Below are 16,839 nucleotides of genomic sequence, written 5' to 3'. Positions count from 1 at the left end.
GTCAGCCGTTGCCGACCCAGCGGTACTCGTACTCGGGCCGGCCGCGGGTCCCGTGGCGCGGGGCCTTGGCCGCGTCCCCGGTGTCGGCCAGGTGCTCCAGGTAGCGCCTCGCGGTGACCCGGGACAGCTCCAGCAGTTCGGAGACCTCGGTGGCCGAGAGCGCGGCGCTCGCCGAGCGCAGCGTCTCGGAGATCGCGCCGAGGGTCTCGGTGATCAACCCCTTGGGCAGGGGAGCGGGGCCCACCGAGCGCAGCGCCGCAAACGCGTTGTCGATCGAGGACTGGGACGCGGTGCGCCCCGCGTTGCCCAGGTTGAAGCGGAATAGCCGGTAGTTCTCCAGCTTCTCGGCAAAGGCGGCGAAGCCGAAGGGCTTGATCAGGTACTGGGTCACCCCGGCGGAAATCGCGGTGCGCACCACGTTCAGGTCCCGGATCGCGGTGATGGCGATGATGTCCACGGTGTTCCCGCGCCCGCGCACCCGCCGGGCCACGTCCAGGCCGTGCAGGTCCGGCAGGTTCATGTCCAGCAGCACCAGGTCGATCGGGGTGCCCGCCTCCTGCGCCGCATCCAGGGCCGCGAAGACCTCGTTGCCGCTGTGCGCGATGGAATGCACGCTGAAGCCCGGCACGCGGGCCACGAACTTCGCGTGCGCGGCGGCAGTGGTGGGCTCGTCGTCCACGACCAGGACGCGGAGGCTTCTGTGCGTATCCATGGACCGGTGGTTCCTCGTGTCTGTCGTGAATATCTGGTCAAGGGCGGTGCGCCGGCGCGGCGCCACCCGGTGGGCTCAGCGCCCGCCGCGGACCGGGGGCCCGCCGTGCCGGGACATCGGCAGGGTCACGGTGAAGATCGCCCCGGCATCATTATCCACTTCCAGGGACCCGCCCAGGCGCGCGACCGCCTGGCGCACCAGCGCCAGGCCCAGCCCGCGCGAGCCGGATCCGGGGACCACCGGCTTGGAGGAGACCCCCAGGCGGAAGTACTCGTCGAGCAGGTCCGGATCCACGCCGGGGCCCGAATCGGCGATCGAGATCACCACGGATTCCGCGTCGGCGGCGAAATCCGCCCACACCCGGCGCAGCTCGGAGCCGGCCGCCGCGTCGAACGCGTTGTCCAGCAGGTTCCCGGTGATGGTGACCAGGTCCCGGGCATCCAGGGCGCCGGTGGGCAGCTGCCCGGAGGCGGTCAGGGTCAGGGCGATGCCGCGCTCGTGGGCCTGGGCGGCCTTGCCCACCAGCAGCGAGGTCAGGTACGGCTCGTCGACCGCCAGCACGAACTCGTCGGTCAATCGCTGGGATTCCTGCCGGTCGGCCACCGCGAACTCCAGCGCCTCGCGCTCGCGGCCCAGCTCGATCAGCGTCGCCACGGTGTGCAGCCGGTTGGCGTGCTCGTGGGTCTGCGCGCGCAGCGCCTCGGTGAGCGTGCGCATCGATTCGAGCTGCCCGGTCAGCGCCTGGACCTCGGTGTGGTCGCGCAGCGTGGCCACGGTGCCCAGCTTGCTCTCCACCAGGCGGCGGCGCAGCGGCCAGCGCACCTTCGCCCCGGGGCCGGTGTCGGGCTGCTCGGCGTTCTGCTGGGAGATCACCAGCACCCGGTCGCTGGTCAGGTGGATCTCGTCGACGGCCCGGCGCCCGGAGGCAAAGAGCTCGGCCACGGTCTCGGGCAGCCCCAGGCGGTCGACCGGCAGCGGGCGCAGCGACCCGGCCGGCGGCAGGCCCAGCAATTGCGCCGCCTGGTCGTTGTAGAGCACCAGCCGCCCCCTGGCATCGACCAGCACCAGGCCCTCGCGCACCGAATGCAGTGCGGAGAAGTAGTAGGCGTAGAGCCGGCGCAGCTCCTCCGGGCCATAGCCCAGGGTGGCGCGGCGCAGGTACCGGGCCAGCGCATAGGTGAACACCGCGCCAAGCCCCGCCGCCAGCAATCCCACGGCCAGGATCGCCGGAACCAGCGCGGCCTGGGTGGCGCCGAGGGACTGCAGCGTCACGCCCACGGCCACCATCGCGGTGACATTCCCGCCGGCATCCCGGATCGGGGCGATGGCGCGCACCGAGGGGCCCAGGGTGCCGCGGTAGTCCTCGGCCTGGCTCTGCCCGGCCAGCGCCTGCTCGACGCTGCCGACGTACTTGCGGCCGATCTCGCTGGCGGTGGGGTGTGTGTAGCGGGTGCGGTCGGTGTCCATGATGGTCACGAAGTCCACCGCCGCGTGCGAAACGATGCTGTTGGCAAAGGGCACCAGCTCACCGGAGGGGTCCGGGCGCTGCACCGCGTTGATGACGAAGGGGTCGTGGGACAGGGTCTCGGCGACGGAAAGCACGCGCTTGGCGGCGAATTCGTGGGCCTGGCTCCGGGCATTGAGGTAGCTGGCCGTGCTGACCACCAGCACCACCAGGGCCACCAGGGCCAGCTGCGCGACGAAGATGCGGGTCGCCAGCGAGTAGGGGGAACGCGCCGGGATCGGGCGGCGTTCCCTGGATGCGGGGGCGGACGGGCCGCCCGGGGACCGTGGCATCGATGCCCCCTTCCGTCTGAGGTGCCCGGTGCCGGGTGCATGGGCGCTGCCTTCAAGGGTGGCACGCGGGCAAGCGCGCCATGACCATTATGAACACAAGAGAGATATCGATCACGTTCGCCCCCACCATGGATGAAGAAGCCCGGGCACACCAAGCGCCACCGCCCCCGCCGCCTCCCCGCAGCAGACATTCGTTCAGAAGGAGCCACCCCATGGCAACGACGCCAACATCGACAGGAGTCCTGGACCGGGACCCGATCGAGAACCAGGAAGCACCCGCCAAGAAGGACCGCACACACTGGCTGTACATCATGGTGATCATCGCCGTGGTTGCCGGTGCCGCGATCGGCCTGCTGGCCCCGGACCTCGGCAAGGCGCTCAAGCCGCTGGGCACCGGGTTCGTCGCGCTGATCAAAATGATCATCGCGCCGGTCATCTTCTGCACCATCGTTTTGGGCATCGGCTCGATCGCGAAGGCCGCCACCGTCGGCAAGGTCGGCGGCCTGGCACTGCTCTACTTCATCACCATGTCCACCTTCGCCCTGGCCATCGGCCTGTTCGTCGGCAACCTGATCCACCCCGGGGCGGGCCTGAAGCTGCAGCCCTACGAGGGCGCCGCCGGCGGAACCGAAAACGCCACCGTCAAGTTCCTGCTCGAACTGATCCCGGGCGACATCCCGGTGCTGCCCACCCTGGTGCTGGCCCTGTTCGTCGGCTTCGCACTGCAGTCCATGGGCAAGAGCGGAGAGCCGGTGCTCGGCGCCATCAGGCACATCCAGGCGGTGGTCTTCCGCCTGATGATGATGATCATGTGGATCGCCCCGATCGGCGCCTTCGGTGCCATCGCCGCGGTCGTCGGCGCCACCGGCTGGGCCGCCATCGGCTCCATGGCCATCCTCATGGGCGCCTTCTACGCCACCTGTGCCCTGTTCATCGTGGTCATCCTCGGCTCGCTGCTGCGCGCCGTGACCGGGCTGAACATCTTCGCGCTGCTGAAGTACCTGGCCCGCGAGTACCTGCTGATCTTCTCCACCTCGTCCTCCGAGTCGGCCCTGCCGCGCCTGATCGCCAAGATGGAGCACGTGGGCGTCTCCAAGCCGGTCGTGGGCATCACGGTTCCCACCGGCTACTCCTTCAACCTCGACGGCACCGCCATCTACTTGACCATGAGCGCGCTGTTCGTCTCCACCGCCATGGGCATGCCGATGAACCTCGGCGAGCAGATCTCCCTGCTGGTCTTCATGATCATCGCCTCCAAGGGCGCCGCCGGGGTCACCGGCGCGGGCCTGGCCACGTTGGCCGCCGGCCTGCAGTCGCACCGCCCGGAACTGCTCGACGGCATGGGAGTGATCGTGGGCATCGACAAGTTCATGTCCGAGGCCCGCGCACTGACCAACTTCACCGGCAACGCGGTGGCGACGCTGCTGATCGGCACGTGGACCAAGGAAATCGACATGGAGCAGGCCCGCGCCGTGCTCGCCGGTGACCGTCCCTTCGACGAACTCTCGCTGACCGCCAACGAGCACTAGGCTGCGCGGAACTTCCGCACGAACGCCAGGGGCCCCGACCGGGGACCCTGGCGTTCGCCCGTGGGCCGCGCAAGCGCCTCCCGTTCCTTCGTGCCCATGGGCGGCACCGGTGACCGCGGGACTCGGGGCGCTGATCATGCTCGTCGGAGGGTTGGCGCAGATCGGGCAATTCCATGCCAAGTGGCTGAATTACCGCAGCACCGCCGAACGGATGCGCCACGAGGGATTCTCCTGTGCGGCCGGCACCGGGGGCTATGCCGACCCCGGGAAGCGGCGGGCGAGGCTGGTGCGGTTCATCGACGAGGTGCCGGGCGCCGAGCACGCCGCCTGGGCGCAGTGCATGGCCCGGGCCGCGGAAAACGGCCAGCGCAGAGGTGCCCCGGAAACACCATGCACCGAACATTGGACTTCAACTTCAAGGTAAAGGCTCGCCGTGCAGCCGATTGGGCAAAGCCCGGTGCGCAACCTATACCCTTGATTGAAGTAGTCAAACAGATCGCACAACGAACGGAAGCGTGGTTCATACCGTGAGCGAGGAACAGGGCAGCAAGTCGCGAGGCGCGGGTTTGCTCAAGGAGCCAACCCCCTTGGGGCCCACGGGTCGCCCGATGACGATTTTCCCCGAGCCCTTGCCCCTGGAATCCCACGGCCCGGCCCGCGTGATCGCCATGGTCAACCAGAAGGGCGGGGTCGGCAAGACGACCTCCACCATCAACCTGGCCGCGGCGCTGGCCGAGTACGGCCGCAAGGTGCTGCTGGTCGACTTCGACCCGCAGGGCGCGCTGTCCGCCGGCTTCGGGACCAACCCGCACGAGCTGGACGTCACCGTCTACAACGTCCTGATGGACCGCAAGACCACGATCCGTGACGCCATCATCACCACCGACGTGGAAAACGTCGATCTGCTGCCGGCCAACATCGACCTCTCGGCCGCCGAGGTCCAGCTGGTCAACGAGGTCGCCCGCGAGCAGGTCCTCGAACGCGCGCTGCGCTCGGTCACCGACGACTACGACATCGTGCTCATCGACTGCCAGCCGTCCCTGGGACTGCTCACCGTCAACGCGCTGACCGCCGCCCACGGCGTGATCATCCCGCTGACCGCGGAGTTCTTCGCGCTGCGCGCCGTGGCACTGCTGGTCGAAACCATCGAGAAGGTCCAGGACCGGTTGAACCCGGCACTGTCCATCGACGGGGTGCTGGCCACGATGTACGACCCGCGCACGCTCCACGGCCGCGAGGTCGTGGGACGGCTGGTCGAGGCGTTCGGGGACACCGTCTTCGAGACCGTGATCCGCCGGACCATCAAGTTCGCCGACGCCAACGTGGCGGCCGAGCCGATCACGTCCTACGCGACCAACCACCCCGGCGCCGAGGCATACCGCCAGCTGGCCAAGGAACTGATCGCCCGTGGCGGCGCCCCGTAATGACGGCACCCGCCGCCGACCCCCTGGCCACCGCGCCGGTCCCCGAGAAGGAACCGGCCGGTGGCTTTCGGGTTTCGCTGGAAAACTTCACCGGTCCCTTCGACCTGTTGCTCTCGCTGATCGCCAAGCGCGAGATGGACATCACCCAGATCGCGATGGCCGAGGTCACCGACGAGTTCATCGCCTACCTCAAGGCCCTCCAGGCCCGCGGAGGCGCCAAGGCGCTGGATGAGACCACCGAGTTCCTGGTCATCGCCTCCACGCTGCTGGACCTGAAGGCCGCCCGCCTGCTGCCGAACACCGATGCCGAGTCCGACGAGGACATGGCGCTGCTCGAGGCCCGCGACCTGCTCTTCGCCCGGTTGCTGCAGTACAAGGCGTTCAAGCACGCCGCCGGCTGGATCTCCGAAAAGCTGCTCGAGGAGGCCGCCAGCTTCCCGCGCCAGGCGGGGCTCGAGGCGCACTTTGCCGCACTGCTGCCGGAACTGCTTTTCAAGACCACCCCGGGGGAGCTGGCCCAACTGGCCGTCGCGGCGCTGGCGCCCAAGGCGCCCGAGCCCACCGAGGTCGGCATTGCGCACCTGCACGGCGGCAACGTCTCGGTGCGCGAGCAGGCCGCCATCCTGGCCTCGATGCTCAAGGAGCGCGGGACCCTGGTGTTTGGCGAGCTGGTCGCGGACGCCGCCAGCCACCTGGTGGTCGTCGCCCGTTTCCTGGCCCTGCTGGAGATGTACCGCGAGCAGGTCATCGCCTTTTCGCAGGATGCGCCGCTCCAGGAACTGGCCGTGCGCTGGCTGGCGGCCGACACCGACTGGGATCCGGCCGCACTGCACGAGGAATACGGGCCCGGGCCCGGCATCGACTCCGAGACATCCGCCACGTTGGCACCACCCGCACAGGGGGAAGAACCATGAACGAACCCGTCACCGCCCCGGCCCCGGCACACCCCGCCGCACCGGCCCCGGCCCCGCCGCGGGAGGCCGCCGAGGGCCAAGGCTCCGTTGATTCGCTGCCCGGGGGACTGGAAGCGGGCATCGAGGCGGTGCTGATGGTCATCGACGAACCGATCTCCGCCGGCCACCTCGCCCGCGTGCTCGAGGTCGGTGAGGAACGCGTCACAGCGGCCCTTGAAAAGCTGCGGGCACAGTATGATGGTGGGGATACACCACGCGGTTTTGAGCTGCGTGAATTGGCCGGCGGCTGGCGCATCTTCTCCCGACGTGAATTTGCTCCCTTCGTTTCACGCTTCGTCATCGACGGCCAAACGGCAAGACTTACCCAGGCAGCGCTGGAAACTTTGGCAGTGATCGCCTACCGGCAACCGGTCTCCCGCGGCAGGATCGCGGCGATTCGCGGGGTCAACGTCGATTCGGTGGTGCGCACCTTACTCACGCGCGGGCTGATCCACGAAGCACCCGACGACGGTGAAAGTGGTGCCACGTTGTATCAGACCACCTCGTACTTTCTGGAAAGATTGGGACTGGGCAGTATCTCCGAGCTGCCCAGGATCTCCCCGCATCTTCCCGGAGTGGGTGACATCGACGACTACGACGTTGATTCGCCCTGGCAATCGGCGAACCACGAAACAACATAAGGACAGATCATGACCCAGGGATCCCGCCCAGGCCGCGGCAACCAGCGCCCACAAGGCTCCGGCAACGGCCGCGGCCGCGGAGCAACCGGTGCTGGCCGTTCCGACCAAAACCCACGCTCATCCACCCCGCGATCCGGCTCGGAGCGCGGCACCGAGTCCTCGGCCGGGTCCTGGTCCAAGGCCCACGGCGGCCCGAAGCAGTCCAAGAAGGCCGGGGCCCCGGGCAAGAAGAAGTACGGCGGCCCCCAGGCCTTCGGCAAGGAACGCTTCGGCAAGAACCTGGGCCCGGTCAACGCCGAGCGCACCAGGCCGACCCAGCGGGCGCAGGCGGCCGCCGCGCACTCGGACCTCGAGGGCGTGCGCCTGCAGAAGGTCATGGCCAACGCCGGGGTGGCCTCGCGCCGCGTCTGCGAGGAAATGATCGCCAACGGCCGCGTCGAGGTCAACGGCGTGCTCATCACCGAACCCGGCATCCGCATCGACCCCGAGCAGGACTCCGTGCACGTGGACGGCATGCGCCTGCAGCTGAATGCGGACATGCAGTACTTCGTCTTCAACAAGCCGCGCAACGTGGTCTCCACCATGGAGGATCCCGAGGGCCGCAAGTGCATCGCGGACTACCTGCGCAAGCAGGGCCAGACACGCCTCTTCCACGTGGGCCGGCTGGACTACCAGACCGAGGGCCTGCTGATCCTGACCAACGACGGGGAGGCCGCCAACCGGCTGGCCCACCCGTCCCACGAGGTCCCCAAGACCTACCTGGTGCAGGTCCGCGGCCCGTTGCCTTCGGGCATCGGCGCGCAGATGAAGAAGGGCATCAAGCTGGAGGACGGCTGGCAGTCCGTCGATTCCTTCCGCCTGATCGACTCCACCCCCGGGCACGTGCTCGTGGAGGTCATCCTGCACTCCGGGCGCAACCGCATCGTGCGCCGCCTCTTCGAAGAGGTCGGCTTCCCGGTGACCCGCCTGGTCCGTGTCCAGGTCGGCCCGATCCGCCTGGGCGACCAGAAGCAGGGCACCATCCGCCCGCTGGGCAAGCAGGAAGTCGGGCACCTGCTGGCAATGGTGGGGATGTAGCCACATGCCCACCACGCACCTGGCCGGACCGATCCTGGTCATCGGCACCGGGCTGCTGGGCACCAGCGTCGGGCTGGGGCTGAGCCAGCGCGGACTGAACGTCTGGCTTGTCGATCCCTCGCCCAGCGCGCAAACCGTCGCACAGGACATTGGCGCCGGCACCATCCACGTCCCGGGGCGCCCGCTGGCCCCCGAGCTCGTGGTGGTCGCCGCGCCGCCGGATGTCACCGCCGCCGTGGTCACCGAGGCGTTGCTGGAGTACCCGATGTCCGCCGTGGTGGACATCGCCTCCGTCAAGGGCTCGATCCTGGAGGCGGTGCGTGCCGATGCACGCATCACCGACGAGCACCTGGCCCGCTACGTGGGCACCCACCCGATGGCCGGGCGCGAACGCTCCGGCCCGGCCTCGGCCCGCGGGGAGCTGTTCACCTCGATGCCGTGGGTGATCTGCGCGCACGCGGGATCGCGCGGCGACTCGGTGAAGACCGCCGAGGCGCTGGCCATCGACCTGGGCGCCACGGTCGCGCGCATGAACGCGCAGGACCACGACGCCTCGGTCGCCCTGATCTCGCACTTCCCGCAGGTAGCCTCCTCGCTGATCGCCTCGCGGCTGCTCAACGCCCCGGGCCACTCGCTGGCCTTGGCCGGCAACGGGTTGCGCGACACCACCCGGATCGCGGCCTCGGACCCGAAGCTGTGGATCCAGATCCTCAGCCACAACGCCGGGGCCCTGGTCCCGATCCTGCGCGGCATGCGCGAGGACCTGGACCGGATTGTCGCCACCCTCTCGGACCCGACGGCCTCCGGAGCGCTGCTGGACCTCGCCCAGCTGATGGGGGAGGGCAACGCCGGGCAGGCGCGGATCCCGGGCAAGCACGGCGCCCCGCCGCAGGCCTTCGCGCTGGTCACCGTCGTGGTGAAGGACAAGCCCGGGCAGGTTGCCAAGCTGCTGGCCGACATCGGGGATGCCGGCATCAACGTCGAGGACCTTCGGGTCGAACACTCCGCCGGCCACCAGGTCGGCCTGGTCGACGTCTCGGTCATCCCGGGACGTCGCGAAGAATTGATCACAGTGCTTAGTGCACTTGGCTGGAAGGTTGCGCAGTAATGCAGAAAATCACGGTGGCCATCGACGGCCCCTCCGGAAGCGGCAAGTCCTCGGTCTCCAAGGAGGCCGCCCGCCGCCTGGGCGCCGCGTACCTGGACACCGGTGCGATGTACCGCGCCGTGACCTGGCATGCGCTGGATGCCGGCACCGACCTGACCGATGCCGCCGCGGTCGCCGCGGCGGTGAAGGCCGCCGACCTGTTCATCTCCACCGATCCCGACGTGGAGAAGGTGACGATCCACGGCGCCGACGTGACCGAGGCGATCCGCGAGCCGTTCGTCTCCGCGGCCGTCTCGGCCGTCGCGACGAACCTGGAGGCACGCGCGGAGCTGGTGGCACGCCAGCGCGCCATCATCGCGGCGCACCCGCGCATCGTGGCCGAGGGCCGGGACATCACCACCGTGGTGGCACCCGACGCGGAAGCCCGCATCCTGCTCACCGCCTCCGAGGAGGCACGCCTGCGCCGCCGCGGGCTGCAGCTGGGCGGCACCCAGTCCGCCGCCGAGCTCGAGGCCCAGGTGCTCGCCCGCGACGCCAAGGACTCGACCGTGGTCAACTTCCAGGTCGCCGCCGACGGCGTCGTGACCGTGGACTCCTCGGACCTGGACTTCGAGCAAACGGTTGCAACCGTCCTCGAAGCCATCAAGGCCCAGGCCGCCTAGCTCCACCACTTCGATCCAGCACCAACGGATCACACCATCCCCGCCAGCGGCTGCGGTGCCCAGGCACCGAAACGCGCGGGCGGGAGACATGCTTGAATTGATACCGGCTTCCGCGTTTGGTGGAGGCACGCAACGCAAAGGAACCACACCATGAGTGAGAGCCTGCTTCCGGACGAGGGCGCCGAATACGTCCCGTTCAACGAGGACCACATCGCCGACCGCCTGGCCGAGATCAGCGACGAGGACGCCGAGGCACGCGCCACCGCGCTGCTGGCCGGCCTCGACGACTACGAACTGGACCCGGAGGACGCCGAACTGCTGGCGCACCTGGGCGACGACTTCGACGACGACTCCGACGAGGTCATCCCCCCGGTCGTGGCCATCATCGGGCGCCCCAACGTGGGCAAGTCCACGCTGGTCAACCGCATCCTGGGCCGCCGCGAGGCCGTCGTGGAGGACGTCCCGGGCGTGACCCGCGACCGCGTGTCCTACCAGGCCGAGTGGCTGGGCAAGAAGTTCACCATCGTTGACACCGGCGGCTGGGAACACGATGCCAAGGGCATCCACGCCCGCGTCGCCGAGCAAGCCGAGGTCGCAGCCGACCTGGCCGACGTCATCCTCTTCGTCGTGGACTCCCGCGTCGGCGCCACCGCCACCGACGAGGCGGTCGTGAAGATGCTGCGCCGGAAAAAGAAGCCGGTGCTGCTGGTGGCCAACAAGGTCGACGACTTCAACCAGGAATCCGAGGCCGCATTCCTCTGGGGCCTGGGCTTCGGCCAGCCCTGGCCGGTCTCGGCCCTGCACGGCCGCGGCGCGGCCGACCTGCTGGACGCCGTGGTGGCCAAGCTTCCCGAGTTCTCCGCCTTCGGCGGCATCATCCCGCGCGGCGGCCCACGCCGCATCGCGCTGATCGGCCGCCCGAACGTGGGCAAGTCCTCGCTGCTGAACAAGATGGCCGGTTCCGAGCGCGTGGTCGTTGACACCCTCGCCGGCACCACCCGCGACCCGGTCGACGAGCTCGTCGAACTCGGCGGCGAGATCTTCCGCTTCGTGGACACCGCCGGCATCCGCCGCCGCCAGCACATGGCGCAGGGCTCGGACTACTACGCCTCGCTGCGTACCCAGGCCGCCCTGGAAAAGGCCGAGGTCGCCGTCGTGCTCGTTGCGGTGGACGAGGTCCTCTCCGAGCAGGATGTGCGCATCCTGCAGATGACCATCGATTCGGGCCGTGCCCTGGTGCTCGCTTTCAACAAGTGGGACCTGATGGACGACGACCGCCGCCGTTACCTGGAGCGCGAGATCGAGACCGACCTGGCGCACGTGGAGTGGGCACCCCGGGTGAACATCTCGGCGAAGACCGGATGGCACAAGGACAAGCTCGTTCCCGCCCTGCACACGGCCCTGGAGTCCTGGGACAAGCGCATCTCCACCGGCAAGCTCAACACCTTCCTGGGCGAGCTTGTGGCGGCGCACCCGCACCCCCTGCGCGGAGGCAAGCAGCCACGTATTCTCTTCGGCACCCAGGTGTCCTCGCGACCACCCCGTTTTGTGCTGTTCACCACAGGTTTCCTGGATCCCGGGTACCGCAGGTTCATTACCCGCAGGCTTCGTGAGACCTTCGGCTTCGAAGGCACGCCCATTGAAGTGGCGATGCGGGTGCGCGAAAAGCGCCAGCGTTCGAAGTAGTCGAAAAAATAGGGTAGGGTAATCACGGAGCTTTTCGCAGACGGCACCTTCACGAAAGTGAGGGAGAACGGCTGCGAAAGCAACCGGGCTATGGCGCAGCTTGGTAGCGCGCCTGACTGGGGGTCAGGAGGCCGTGGGTTCGAATCCCGCTAGCCCGACCGGTTACAACCCCGGCAGATCAACGAAGTAGCGTTGAACTGCCGGGGTTTTTCCATGTCCGGGGACGTTTTGCCGCCTCCGGGCACTTCTGTGGGTTTCCGATTCGCTGCTTGGACTGCCAGCACCCACGCAACGCCCCGGAGGCGCCTGCCTTGGGCCCCGCGGCTGGATTGTTGGCGTTTGGCTGGGGTGCGGGCCGTTTCCCCCGGTGTCTTGGCTCGAGGGCCGGAGGGTTCCCTCCAGATGCCCGGGAGCCGACGCGAACGCCGGCGGGTGGTGGCAGTCTCGCCGCAGGGGCAACAGCAGGGCGCCCCACCGCCTGCGACTCACCGTCGTCAACGGGGAGAGGCCGGGTGGGGCGCCTTGGGTGTGGCTGGGGGCCGTGGCGGTTAGCTGGACGGCTTGGAGTCGCCGGCGCGCTCGTCCGGCGACAAGGTGGGAAGCTGCCCCTCACCCTGGCCGGCCTCGGAGGCCGGAGCCGGGCGACCCGGCGTGTTCGGCAACTCGGGGTTCGGGGATGTCGCCTGAGCGGTGCTCCGCGCCTTGATGTCGGATTTCATGGCCTTGATCTTCTTGCCGCGCGAGTGCCACAGGTGCCAGAACGCGGCAATGCCCACGAACAGCACCAAACCGGCGACTGCACCGCCGATGCTCCACGACGGGAACCACGTGGCGCTGGTGTCGATCATGGTCCTGGCCTTGGTGGCAGAGCTGGAGGAGTTTGCGTAGATGCTCAGGGTAAGCAGGTTCGGTATCGCCACCAAGACGGCCACCAGCACGATCACGGACTTCCACGGCCATGAGACTTTCTTGTACCGGGCCTGCCATGCAATGAGCAACGGAACAAAGGTGAATACAAAGCCGTAGATGAGGCCAAGGAGGATCCCGCTGGTGATCGAGCCCTGCGTTTGATTTCCAATTCGGGTGGCCCACCAAACGGGCAGGAATAGGCGTACAACAAAGTAGACAATTGCCAGCAACACCAGTGCTGCGGCACCGAGTCCAAGGCGGAGGCCCCACCGGGGCTTCGGGTCGGATTTGCGCGAGGCCCTCGTCGTGGACGGAGCTTGGTTCTCGGAATCAGCCATAAATGCATCCTCCCATGCCGAACACGCAACTGCAGAGATTTACTGCGACGTTATTCCCGAAAACCCGTTGGCGGCTAGTAGGCTAATCTGGTGATGGGACGATTGCCCCAATTTGGGGTGGGGCAGCGTCCAAAGGGAATTACGAGAAAGAATTTTGGGAGGACCGGAAATGGCTGAAGCTCAGGTGCCTAACCAGCAGCAAGAGACGTCAACCGAAACTACGGGAATTGCCTTGCCACCGGTAACGCGGGAACCTGTAGTTTTCTATGGCCTGAGCCCCGAAGAGCGCGCAGCCGTTTCCGCACTGCCGCACGGTTCCGCGTTGCTGATCGCACACTCCGGACCGAACCAGGGCGCACGTTTCCTCCTGGACCAGGACGTGACCCAGGCTGGACGCCACCCGGACGCCGCAGTGTTCCTCGACGACGTCACGGTCTCGCGCAAGCATGCCAAGTTCATTCGCGACGCCAACGGATTCAGCGTCGTGGACAGCGGTTCGCTGAACGGGACCTACGTCAACAACGACCGGGTCGACTCGGTGCGTTTGGCCAACGGCTCGGAAGTGCAGATCGGCAAGTTCCGTCTGACCTTCTACAACTCGCTGCCCAACAACCCGGCCAACACCCGCGACTAAGCAGGACAACTTAGTGAATCAGGCAGCCCGAAACCCGCGACTGGCAGTAGTGGCCGGCGACGGCCAACGCGCCGTCGCGCTCAATATCGGTGAGGTGCTGTCGGAGCTTCATGATGAATTCCCGCAGGTGACTGCGTCGAAAATCCGCTTCCTCGAGGAAAAGGGCCTGCTGACCCCGCAACGCACGTCCGCGGGGTACCGCAAGTACCTGCCCGACGACGTGGGTCGACTGCGTTTCATCCTGGGCCTTCAACGGGACCAGTACCTGCCACTGAAGGTCATCAAGGACTACCTGGACGCCGTTGACCGGGGTGAACGCCCCGACCAACTGCCCGGCGGCCACACGCTGGCTCCGCGCAGCATCAGCGAACAGATGACCCAGGACCTGGTTGCCCGGACCCGTCCGGTGACCAAGGCCGAGTTGCAGGGCCTGTGCGGTGCCAGCTCCGAATTGGTCGATGACTTGTTGGCCTTTGGCATGATCGTGCCGGAGAACGACCGCTTCGATGAGCACGCACAAAAGATCGCCGCGGCCTCCGCGGCACTGGCGGCGCACGGCATCGAACCACGCCACCTGCGCGCCTTCCGAGCGGCCGCGGACCGTGAAGTCGGCTTGGTCGAACGGGTCGTGGCCCCGCACATGAGCCGGGGCGACGTGGCATCGCGTGCGCGTGCCGCCGAGACCGCCCGGGAAATCAGCGATGCCTGCATGGCATTGCACGGTGCGCTCGTCAACGGGGCGATTGCCAAACTGGATCATTAGGTCGGCCACGGCAGCTGCAGCTTGCAGCCGCCCGAGTAAGGAGCGAACCATGCACGAACTTGAAGTTGTGGGAGTTCGCATTGAACTTCCCTCCAACCAACCGCTTGTCCTGCTCAAGGAAGCCAACACCCAACGCCACCTGCCGATCTGGATCGGTGCCCCGGAGGCCTCGGCCATTGCCATGTTCCAGCAGGGAATCGTACCGCCGCGGCCGCTGACCCATGACCTGATGATTTCCACCTTGCAGGCGCTGCACGCGCCCCTGGTGCGCGTGGAAATCGTCTCGGTCCTCAACGCGGTGTTCACCGCCGAGCTGGTCTTTGCCGACGACGTCCGTGTCGATGCGCGGTCCTCGGACGCCATCGCGCTGGCGCTGCGCGCGCAGTGCCCGATCCTGTGCGACGAGCGTGTCCTGGACGAGGCCTCGGTGATGGTTTCCGACGATTCCGAGGTCGCCGAGGGCGAGGAAGACCAGGTGCGGGAATTCCGCGAATTCCTCAACGAGGTCGAGCCGGAAGATTTCGATAAATAGACGACCGTCCGCGACACGCCTCAAGTAAAGCTTGAAGGTCTTTGACGCAGCCCCAATGTAGTCGTACCGTCGAAGCATAAGTTTCCCAAGGTTTGCCACGGTCGGTTTTCGGTTTCACTCGCAACGAAGTCGCTCGACGCCCCGGCATCCCTCCTTCCCTCACGGGGATGCTTGAGCAAGGAGATTCCAATGAATCCCATGGACGACCAAAACGCGAAGCCCCTGCGGCATGCCGCGTCTCATCACAATACCCAGGGGCTCCTGTTCACCGAGGACCTGCCGGTCCTTGACGAGGACGCCGGGTACCGGGGCCCCATCGTCTGCAAGGCCGCAGGCATCACCTACCGCCAGCTCGACTACTGGGCACGCACCGGACTGGTGGAACCGGCAGTGCGCGGAGCCAGCGGTTCGGGCACCCAGCGTCTCTACGGCTTCCGTGACATCCTGGTCCTCAAGGTCGTCAAGCGCCTCCTGGACACCGGTGTCTCGCTGCAGCAGATCCGGACCGCTGTCGGGCACCTGCGCGAGCACGGTGTCGAGGACCTGGCCCAGATCACCTTGATGAGCGACGGCGCCTCCGTGTACGAGTGCACCTCGGCAGATGAAGTCATTGATTTGGTGCAGGGAGGCCAGGGAGTGTTCGGGATCGCCGTGGGGCGCGTGTGGCGTGAGGTTGAGGGATCTCTGTCGCAGCTGCCCAGCGAGCGCGCCTCGGACTTCCCGGAAGACGAACTGGCCCAGCGTCGGGCCGCCAAGCGTTCGGCCAGCTGAGCCCGGGCTCCCAAGAATCCACGAATGCAGGCCGGAGGCCACCGGAGCGCCCTAGGGTGCCAACCGGGGGCATCCGGCCTGCGTCCTGTTGACGCTCAGGACGGCCGTGCCGGCACAAAAGATGGCCCGCCAACAAGAAACCGCCCCAGGTCCGACCGGCAATGCCGGTGGGCCACGGAGCGGTTTTCGTGTTTCGGAGGCGGAAACCCGACCAGGCTATGCGCGACCGGGCTTTGCTGCCGTGTCGGTGATGTTGCGGAGCAATTCGTCGAAGAGCCCTGCGGTCCTCTGGGCCGGCTGGCCCGGCCACTGGTGCACGGAGTACGCAGCTCCCTGGATCTGCTGCCAGTCCGCGAACTCCGGAAGCTCGGGGCTCAACACGGAGGCGCCAAACATGGAGCGCATCTCGGTCAACCGGAAGCGGTGCTCGTCCGAATCCTTGCGCACGCGGTTGGCCACCACGTCGATGCGCCCGAGGTCCGGGGCGTACTCCTTGCGGAACATCTCCAGGGCACGCTGCGTGCGTTCGGTTCCCGCTACCGAGAACAGCGAAGGCTCCGCAACGAGCAGGATGCGGTCGCTCGCGCTCCACGCCATGCGGGTCAAGCCGTTCAGCGAGGGCGGGCAATCGATGAGGACCAGGGAGTAGCCGGAGGTCTTGCCCAGCAGTTGCGTCAGTCGGCGCAGGTCGCGGGCGCGCAGGTCGGGACGGTCGTAGATGCCGGTGTAGGCATCGCCCACGGCCACATCGAGCACCGGGACCCGAGTCAGCGACCGCTTGGAAACGGCCTTGGCCTGCCACGAGCTGGAAACGATGTTGTCGGACAAGCTTGCCTTCCGGGAGGCCTTCAGCATCCGCCCGATGGTCATCTTCCCGTCGGCACGCACGCCCAGACCTGTGCTGGCATCGGCATGGGGATCCAGATCGATGACGAGTGTGGGGATACCAGCTGCAAGGGCGGCCGAAGCGAGCCCCAATGTAACGGAGGTCTTCCCTACGCCACCTTTAAGGCTGCTAATGCTCACTACCTGCACGGAACGGACCACGCCCTTTTCTACTGTTAGTTGCTCGCGATGTAACGACTGGTTCCCATAACATCATAATCGGGTTCTGCTTCCTTTGCCGCCACGGGGAATAATGACCGATTGACACCACTGTTTCGTGCCCGGCGCAATCTTTTGCCGGACGTGTGGCCGATCACGGTAGGGTGTGATTTTGGGACGCCGCACTTAGGCCGACACCCGCCACGAGGCACCGGTTCAGACCCAGAATCGCGTGCGTTTTCACCCCCGATTATCATTT

17 protein-coding genes and 1 tRNA gene are annotated in these 16,839 nt (G+C 67.3%); 14 read left to right on the top strand and 4 right to left on the bottom strand.

Features of this window, described 5'->3' with window-relative positions; genetic code table 11:
- Window position 1: 1 nt before the first annotated feature.
- Window positions 2–712: a response regulator gene (locus tag J2T21_RS16110; protein ID WP_307582677.1), complete on the bottom strand. Its 711-nt coding sequence runs from the start codon at window positions 710–712 to the stop codon at window positions 2–4.
- A 75-nt stretch (window positions 713–787) separates the two neighbouring features.
- Window positions 788–2,509: a sensor histidine kinase gene (locus tag J2T21_RS16105; RefSeq protein WP_307582675.1), complete on the bottom strand. Its 1,722-nt coding sequence runs from the start codon at window positions 2,507–2,509 to the stop codon at window positions 788–790.
- 212 nt (window positions 2,510–2,721) lie between these two features.
- Between J2T21_RS16105 and J2T21_RS16100 the strand changes: the two genes are divergently transcribed.
- From J2T21_RS16100 to J2T21_RS16055, 10 genes are all read left to right on the top strand, one after another.
- Entirely contained in the window at window positions 2,722–4,038 is a 1,317-nt protein-coding gene (locus J2T21_RS16100) for a cation:dicarboxylate symporter family transporter (RefSeq protein ID WP_307582674.1), read from the top strand.
- Between the two features lie 109 nt (window positions 4,039–4,147).
- Entirely contained in the window at window positions 4,148–4,462 is a 315-nt protein-coding gene (locus J2T21_RS16095; protein WP_373458058.1) for a DUF4231 domain-containing protein, read from the top strand.
- A 103-nt stretch (window positions 4,463–4,565) separates the two neighbouring features.
- Complete coding sequence (locus tag J2T21_RS16090; protein ID WP_071216901.1) at window positions 4,566–5,462, top strand: ParA family protein; 897 nt, start codon at window positions 4,566–4,568, stop codon at window positions 5,460–5,462.
- Window positions 5,462–6,376 carry a segregation and condensation protein A gene (locus tag J2T21_RS16085; RefSeq protein WP_307582670.1) on the top strand — a complete coding sequence of 305 codons (915 nt, stop codon included), beginning with the start codon at window positions 5,462–5,464 and terminating at the stop codon, window positions 6,374–6,376. The genes J2T21_RS16090 and J2T21_RS16085 overlap by 1 nt, the downstream gene beginning before the upstream one ends.
- On the top strand, window positions 6,373–7,056 hold the full coding sequence (scpB, locus tag J2T21_RS16080; RefSeq protein WP_307582669.1) for an SMC-Scp complex subunit ScpB: 684 nt from the start codon (window positions 6,373–6,375) through the stop codon (window positions 7,054–7,056). Before J2T21_RS16085 ends, scpB begins: the two co-directional genes overlap by 4 nt.
- Window positions 7,057–7,065: 9 nt before the next feature.
- Window positions 7,066–8,133, top strand: a complete 1,068-nt coding sequence (locus J2T21_RS16075) for a pseudouridine synthase (RefSeq protein ID WP_307582667.1) — start codon at window positions 7,066–7,068, stop codon at window positions 8,131–8,133.
- Window positions 8,134–8,137: 4 nt separating this feature from the next.
- Window positions 8,138–9,241 (top strand): prephenate dehydrogenase, encoded by a 1,104-nt coding sequence (locus tag J2T21_RS16070; RefSeq protein ID WP_307582665.1) that lies wholly within the window; start codon window positions 8,138–8,140, stop codon window positions 9,239–9,241.
- Window positions 9,241–9,903, top strand: coding sequence for a (d)CMP kinase (gene cmk / locus J2T21_RS16065; protein WP_307582663.1), 663 nt, complete (start codon window positions 9,241–9,243; stop codon window positions 9,901–9,903). Before J2T21_RS16070 ends, cmk begins: the two co-directional genes overlap by 1 nt.
- A gap of 150 nt (window positions 9,904–10,053) precedes the next feature.
- Entirely contained in the window at window positions 10,054–11,589 is a 1,536-nt protein-coding gene (gene der / locus J2T21_RS16060) for a ribosome biogenesis GTPase Der (RefSeq protein ID WP_307582662.1), read from the top strand.
- 84 nt (window positions 11,590–11,673) lie between these two features.
- Window positions 11,674–11,747, top strand: a tRNA-Pro gene (locus J2T21_RS16055).
- A 390-nt stretch (window positions 11,748–12,137) separates the two neighbouring features.
- Here J2T21_RS16055 and J2T21_RS16050 read toward each other — a convergent pair.
- Window positions 12,138–12,836, bottom strand: coding sequence for a hypothetical protein (locus J2T21_RS16050; protein ID WP_307582660.1), 699 nt, complete (start codon window positions 12,834–12,836; stop codon window positions 12,138–12,140).
- A 169-nt stretch (window positions 12,837–13,005) separates the two neighbouring features.
- Between J2T21_RS16050 and J2T21_RS16045 the strand changes: the two genes are divergently transcribed.
- The 4 genes from J2T21_RS16045 (at window position 13,006) to J2T21_RS16030 (ending at window position 15,536) form a co-directional block, all read left to right on the top strand.
- Window positions 13,006–13,470, top strand: a complete 465-nt coding sequence (locus J2T21_RS16045) for an FHA domain-containing protein (protein WP_071213579.1) — start codon at window positions 13,006–13,008, stop codon at window positions 13,468–13,470.
- A gap of 13 nt (window positions 13,471–13,483) precedes the next feature.
- On the top strand, window positions 13,484–14,233 hold the full coding sequence (gene ftsR, locus J2T21_RS16040) for a transcriptional regulator FtsR (RefSeq protein WP_307582657.1): 750 nt from the start codon (window positions 13,484–13,486) through the stop codon (window positions 14,231–14,233).
- 49 nt (window positions 14,234–14,282) lie between these two features.
- Window positions 14,283–14,765 (top strand): bifunctional nuclease family protein, encoded by a 483-nt coding sequence (locus J2T21_RS16035; RefSeq protein WP_307582655.1) that lies wholly within the window; start codon window positions 14,283–14,285, stop codon window positions 14,763–14,765.
- Window positions 14,766–14,963: 198 nt separating this feature from the next.
- Window positions 14,964–15,536 carry a MerR family transcriptional regulator gene (locus J2T21_RS16030; protein WP_307582721.1) on the top strand — a complete coding sequence of 191 codons (573 nt, stop codon included), beginning with the start codon at window positions 14,964–14,966 and terminating at the stop codon, window positions 15,534–15,536.
- Window positions 15,537–15,752: 216 nt separating this feature from the next.
- Here J2T21_RS16030 and J2T21_RS16025 read toward each other — a convergent pair whose 3' ends face one another.
- Window positions 15,753–16,571, bottom strand: a complete 819-nt coding sequence (locus tag J2T21_RS16025; RefSeq protein WP_113761216.1) for a ParA family protein — start codon at window positions 16,569–16,571, stop codon at window positions 15,753–15,755.
- Between the last annotated feature and the right edge of the window lie 268 nt (window positions 16,572–16,839).

The organism is Paeniglutamicibacter psychrophenolicus, from assembly GCF_030812255.1.
GTDB lineage: Bacteria > Actinomycetota > Actinomycetes > Actinomycetales > Micrococcaceae > Paeniglutamicibacter > Paeniglutamicibacter psychrophenolicus_A.
This window is presented reverse-complemented; position numbering and strand designations above follow the sequence as displayed.